The sequence below is a fragment of the Desulfobotulus pelophilus genome (assembly GCF_026155325.1).
Taxonomy (GTDB): Bacteria; Desulfobacterota; Desulfobacteria; order Desulfobacterales; family ASO4-4; genus Desulfobotulus; species Desulfobotulus pelophilus.
Window position 1 is genome coordinate 1 of record NZ_JAPFPW010000042.1, and the last position, 6,200, is coordinate 6,200.

Below are 6,200 nucleotides of genomic sequence, written 5' to 3' on the forward strand. Positions count from 1 at the left end.
GAAAGCAGGATCAGGACGGCCCCTGTCTGAATCATTTTCATATCTTATCCTTTGGCATGGCAGAAACCATTCCTTCTGCCCTTTGTGTTATGGGATGGCTGGAAGAGGAATTCAGGCTGTTTCCGGGGCGGATACTACCCGAATGATCCCTCACCACTGCCCCTCTTCTTGTGGGAGAGGGGAGAAAAAAATTCCTGTGGATTGTTTTACCGCTCCAGGTGAAGAAACGATGGTCGAGAATGATAAATGTATGTGAAAATAAAAGTTTATATGGTGTTTAGATTAGGTTGTTTGAATGCGATACAGGAGCGTAAACAGTACCGGAACCACCATGAGGGTTAAAACCGTTGCAACCAGAAGGCCGGACATGATGGTAACGGCCATGGAACTGAACATGGGGTCCGACAAAAGGGGAATCATGCCCAGAATGGTGGTGAGGGCAGCCATGGTCACGGGTCTGAGACGGCTCAGGGAGGCATCCATCACTGCCAAAAGGGGTGCTTTGCCCGCGGCCATTTCCTGCTGAATCTGATCCAGAAGCACCACGGCATTCTTGATGAGCATGCCAATGAGGCTGTATGCGCCGAGTATGGCAAGAAAGCCGAAAGTTTCCTGGGTTACAAGAAGACCGAAGGCAATTCCGATGACGGAAAGGGGAAGGGTCAGTAGGATGATCAGAAGGGGCCGGAGCTGTCCGAAGAGCAGCACAAGGATACAGGCCATGAGAAAAAGGGATAAGGGCAGATACTTGTTGGTGCTTTCCTGCCCTTTGACGGACAGATCATAGTCCCCCGCCCATTCCAGTCTGTAGCCGGGAGGGAGCGGGATAGCTTCGATGGCCGGTGCGATGTCTCTTCTCAGGCTTTCTCCGGTGATATCCATGGGGTCGCATTGGGCCTTAATAGCTCTTGCGCGGTCAAGTCGGCGGATCACAGGGTTTTCCCACTCAATGGTCATCTCCCCTGCCACCTGACGCAGGGGGCGGGACTCCGTGTCCCTGCCCCATACAGGAATACCTTCCAGAGAAGCGTCCGGAGAGGCGATGGTTTTGAAGAGAATGGGCAGAATGTCATTTCCGTCCCGGAAGCCGCCGATGATTTCTCCGTCCGTGCGGCGGAGCATGGAGGCTCCGAGCTCCGACCGCTCCACGCCCGCCATGCGGCCTTCCGTCTGATTAAAGGAAGAGGATAAAACCGGAACCCGGTTGCGCCAGTCGTCCCGCACATCATAGGCATTGGGGTGGGTTTCCATGATGCCTTTTGCCTGATCAGCCAGATCCCTGAGAATGGCCGGGTCAGGCCCCGTAAAGCGGGCTTCTACCTTGAAATCAACGGGTGGCCCGGATCGATAAAGCCGGATTCTGGGTGCGGCACCCGCAATGTTCTCGTTGAACCATGTGTATAATTTTGTCCGGATTGCGGGAATTTCCCTGTAATCCTTTACGTGAACAAGGAAGTGACCATAGTGTTCCGTGGTTGGTTCGGGATTCTGAGAAGCTTCGTACCGAACGGGTCCGGAACCGATGAAACCCGCAAAGCTTTCAATCTCTGGTAGGGTGGTGAGGTGCTGTTCCAGACGTGCCATTTCATGGGCCAGCGTTTCCGTGCGGGTGCCATCGGGCATCCAGAAGTCTATCATGAACATGTCGCGGTCGGATTCCGCAAAGAAGTTTTGCGGCACATGCTGGAAGGCCACAAGGGCGGACAGGAGAATCCCCGTCATGGTGATCAGGGTCAGGAAGCGGTGGCGAAGGCAGAAAAAAAGAAATTTTCTGTAGATTCTGTATCCTCTGGGCTCAGGGATCTCTGTTATTCCGTTTTTCAGTGATGGAGGGGTAGGCGTTTTTAAAAACTGATGGCAAAAGACAGGGGTCTGGGTAATGGCCAGCACCCAGCTTGCCAATAAAGCAATGGCCACCACCTGAAAGAGGCTGGCGCAATACTCCCCTGTATTGGAGGGAGCCATATAAATGGGAAAAAAAGCCAGCACGGCAATGATTGTGGCACCAAGGAGGGGCCATGCCGTTTCTTTCACGGACTGGACAGCCGCTGATTCCCGGTCCATGCCCTTATTCAGTTTTGTCAGGGTGCCGTCCACCACAACAATGGCATTGTCCACGATCATACCCATGACAAGGATCAGCGCTGCCAGAGAAATTCTTTGCAGATCAATGCCCCAGGCCAGCATGACGAGAAAGGTGGCCAGTATGGAAAGAACCAGCCCGGAAGCAATGATGAGGCCGCTTCGCACACCCATGGCAAAAAGAAGAACGAGAACTACGATGGCCACGGACTGGGTCAGGCTGATCATGAATTTGCCAATGGCCTTTTGGACAGATTCGGACTGGTAGTACACATCATGCAGTTCCATACCTAAGGGCATGTCTGCCATGAGCTGGTTCATCCGGAGCCTCACGGCCTCGCCCATGGCCACCACATTGGCTCCCTGTCTGGCTGAAATGGTGATGCCGATGGCGGTTTTTCCATTGATACGGAGGCTTTCTTCCCTGGGAGTCCGATAGCCTTGCTGGATGGTGGCAATATCTCCCAGACGAAAGGTGCGTCCGTCCATGCCCAGAAGAATCAGGTCTTCAATGGTGGAAAGATCCGTCAGCACTCCCGTGGTTTCCAGCCTGACCCGTTGGGTCCCGGAATCCAGCGCTCCGCTGTCCACCACGGCATTCTGCCGGGAAAGCGCCATGGTGAGGATGTCCGGCCGGATCCCCTGAAGAGCCATCTGTTCTTCAGGGATGAGGATTTCTATGGTTTCAGTCCGGTCGCCGTAGATCTGTATGCGGCTGACGTCCGGTACTTTCAGCAGTTCCCTCCGGAGATAATCCGCATAGTCGGCAAGTTCTTTTTCACTGTACCCCTCTCCGGAAAGGGCCACAAAAATCCCATAGATGTCGCCGTAGTCATCCTGTACGGTGGAAGGCAGAACGCCGGGGGGAAGTTCTGCCTGCATGGCAGTGATTTTTTTCCTCAGGCTTTCCCATGTATGGGAAATGGCATGGGAACGCATACTTTCGTCCACGTCCACATAGACCAGTGAAAGCCCTGCACGGGATTCGGACCGGATTTCCACCACATGCTCCGTGCTCTGGGCCGCCTGTTCAATGAGGTCGGTCACCTGTAGCTCCACCTCATGGGGGGAAGCACCGGGATAGGGGGTTACCACGATGGCCGTCTTGATGGTAAAATCCGGATCCTCCAGCTTGCCTAACTTCTCATAGGCCATGAAACCGCTGATGCTGAGACAGAGGATGAAAAAAAAGACCACGCTTTTGTGGCGGACAGAGTAAGAAGAAATGCGCATGACAGAAAGGCTCCTTAGAATTTACAATTGCCTGCCAACATTGGTTGAAGAGGGTTCCGGTACAATGCGGACAGACTGCCCTTCCTTCAGGTGGCTGGCCCCACCCGTAACGATGATGTCCCCCTGCTGCAGCGCTCCATAAACCGTGATCCCCTGACTGGAGAGAGTGCCGGTTTGAACGGGTTTCAGGAAAACCCGGCCTTCTTTCACCACAAAAAGACCTGTCCCCTCTCCGGGAAAGGGCACCAGCGCTGCCATGGGAAGGGTGTAGCTGGCGGCTCCTGCAAAGTGAAGGCGCACCTCCGCTGTCATGCCCGGCCGGATTTCTTCCGATTTTTCCGGAGCCAGTAGGAGGGGATAGGTGCGGCTGCCCTTATCGGCCTGCTGCCCGATTTCTTTGATGAAGGCGGAAAAGGATCTGCCGTGTAAAGAAGCAAACTGGCAGCGGATGCCGGTTATTTTTTCAACATCCCCCAGCATGGAGGCGGGAAGCCCCACCACCACTTCAATGGCATTTGGATTGATGAGACTGGCAATGGGTTGGCCTGCATTTACATGGTGGTGGTTTTCCACGTATTTTTCATGAATCACACCGTCAAAGGGAGCGAGAAGGAGGGTGTCGGTCAGCTGGTTTCTGGCTTCATGCAGGCTGGCCCTGCTGTCATCAAGATCTGCCTGTGTGGTGTTATAAAGGGCTGTGGTTTTATCAAATTCTGCTTTGGCCATGGCCTCTTTTTTAAACAGGGCTTCGTGCCGCCGGAAGTGCTGTTCCGCTTCTTTGGCTCTGGCTTCTGCGGCGGCCAGTCTGGCCTCTGCCTGACGGAGGCGGACTGTAAAGTCCCGGTCATCCATCCGGGCAATGACATCACCCTTTCGCACCACTTTCCCCGTTTCTGCGGTGAAGGTAACGATCAGGCCGGAAACCCGGAAGGACAGAACCGTTTCCTCCGCGGACCGGGCAATCCCCGGAAAAATACGTTCTGTTCCGTTTTCCGGAGAAGAAAGAATCTGGGTGCGCACGGGCCGGGGGACCATGGGAGATTCCCCCCTGGGGGTACCCTCTGCCCTGTTGCATCCTGTTGCGAGGAGGCAGAGGGCAAGGGGAAGAATGAAAAAACTGTTCCTGAGAAGAGTCACAACTCTTTCCTTTCTTTACATAATCAAAGATATCTAAAATCTGTATGGGCTTTTACGAAGTCGGTCCGTACCTTATCCATTGAGACGAAAACGATATGGATTCTGGTGAACCGATTCGTTCCGATTTGATGGGAGGCTTTCTTTCATGCATTTTAGGTCGCGATACTGGTTCGTAGGTCCTGATGTTGGCCAAACCCTTTCATTGGATAGCCATAATCATGCCATGCCAATAAGTGATGATAAAACAGTATGTTAATAAAGAATGAGGGCGTAATGTTGTTGAATAAGACAATTTACGTTGTTTTATTTAGTATTATGCTGTTTACTTGTTGAATGAAACAAGGGAGGGGGCTAGTGGACAGAAATGACTTTTTCCGGGAGGCTGTGCTGCGGATTTCCAGCAGCCTTGATTTTGGGGTAGCACTGAAAAGACTCCTTGGGCTGCTGACAAGGGTTATGCCCGTGGAAGCCGTATTTGCAACGCTGTATATGCGTGATCAAAAAGAGATTCGGGTGTTTGACCATGCCTGGCTGACCAAAAAATTTACGCCCTTTCATGGCCTTAGCCTGACACCGGATATGATCGAGCATGCTGAGGACGTGCTTGCTTCGGAGGCAGGTATTTTGATTATGGAAGGCCCGGATATGAATCCCATCGGGCGGGGCTGGCTGGAACTTGATCCGAAAGTATGGGATTCTTCCTGTCTCATAGTGCCTATGAAAATTGAAACAAACTGGAATGGCATGCTGGTTTTCCTCAGTAAAAACCGGAATGAATTCAAGGAATGCCATGCGGATTACATACGTGAGATTCAGGAACCCCTATCCCTTGCATGGTTTAATTCTCTCCATTATCAGGAACTGATCCAGCTGAAGGATTCTCTGGATGAGGAAAACAAGGCTTTGTCTCAGGAGATACGGCATCTGAAAGGGGACGCCATCATCGGCTCCGCTTCCGGACTGAAAGGGGTTATGGAGATGGTGGCGCAGGTGGCCTCCTTGGACAGCCCTGTTCTGCTTTTGGGTGAAACGGGGGTGGGAAAGGAAGTGATCGCCAATACCATCCATGGGGCCTCTTCCCGCAGTGCCGGTCCTTTTATCAAGGTCAATTGCGGTGCCATTCCCGAAGGCCTAATGGATTCAGAACTTTTTGGACATGAAAAGGGGGCGTTTACCGGAGCCCTTTCCCGTAAAAGGGGAAAGTTTGAACGCGCCCATGGGGGAACCCTTTTTCTGGATGAGATTGGTGAGCTGCCGCCCGCAGCCCAGATCCGGCTGTTACGGGTTTTGCAGCAAAAGGAAATTGAGCGCGTGGGAGGGAGCGAGATGATTCCCGTGGACGTCCGGATCATATCCGCCACCCACAGAAATCTGGAAAAAAGGATACAGACCGGCCAGTTCCGGGAAGATCTCTGGTTCCGGCTGAATATTTTCCCCATTACCATTCCTCCCCTTCGGTACCGTAAAAATGATATCCCCGAGCTGGTTCGCTATTTTCTGAAAAAAAAATCCATGGATCTCAAAATTCACCCGGCACCTCAGGTTCAGGAAGGGGAGCTGGATCGTCTTGGTGGATGGAGCTGGCCGGGAAATGTGCGGGAGCTTGAAAATATTGTGGAACGTGCTTTGATCCAGAGCCGCAGCCGGGGAGGGCGTGTCATATTTGATCTGCCCATGGGCGAAGAGCCGGGAACTGTGGTCAGCGATACTCCCTTTCCCAGTCTGGATATGGTGGCAGTCCGTCATAT

General features: G+C 52.9%; 3 protein-coding genes. 1 reads left to right on the forward strand and 2 read right to left on the reverse strand.

The features are described 5' to 3' along the window. Nucleotides 1–282: 282 nt before the first annotated feature. Both OOT00_RS15665 and OOT00_RS15670 read right to left on the reverse strand, forming a co-directional pair. Nucleotides 283–3,315 carry an efflux RND transporter permease subunit gene (locus OOT00_RS15665; RefSeq protein WP_265426367.1) on the reverse strand — a complete coding sequence of 1,011 codons (3,033 nt, stop codon included), beginning with the start codon at nt 3,313–3,315 and terminating at the stop codon, nt 283–285. A 21-nt stretch (nt 3,316–3,336) separates the two neighbouring features. Then, the gene (locus OOT00_RS15670; RefSeq protein ID WP_265426368.1) at nt 3,337–4,452 is read right to left on the reverse strand and encodes an efflux RND transporter periplasmic adaptor subunit; all 1,116 of its coding nucleotides are present in this window, start codon (nt 4,450–4,452) and stop codon (nt 3,337–3,339) included. Nucleotides 4,453–4,806: 354 nt separating this feature from the next. Here OOT00_RS15670 and OOT00_RS15675 point away from each other — a divergent pair. Next, a partial coding sequence (locus tag OOT00_RS15675; protein WP_265426369.1) for a sigma-54 interaction domain-containing protein occupies nt 4,807–6,200 on the forward strand: 1,394 nt, incomplete at its 3' end.

Coding starts and splice junctions, on each gene's coding strand:
- OOT00_RS15665 (WP_265426367.1), bottom strand. CDS start 3,315: ATGCGCATTTCTTCTTACTCTGTCCGCCACAAAAGCGTGGTCTTTTTT.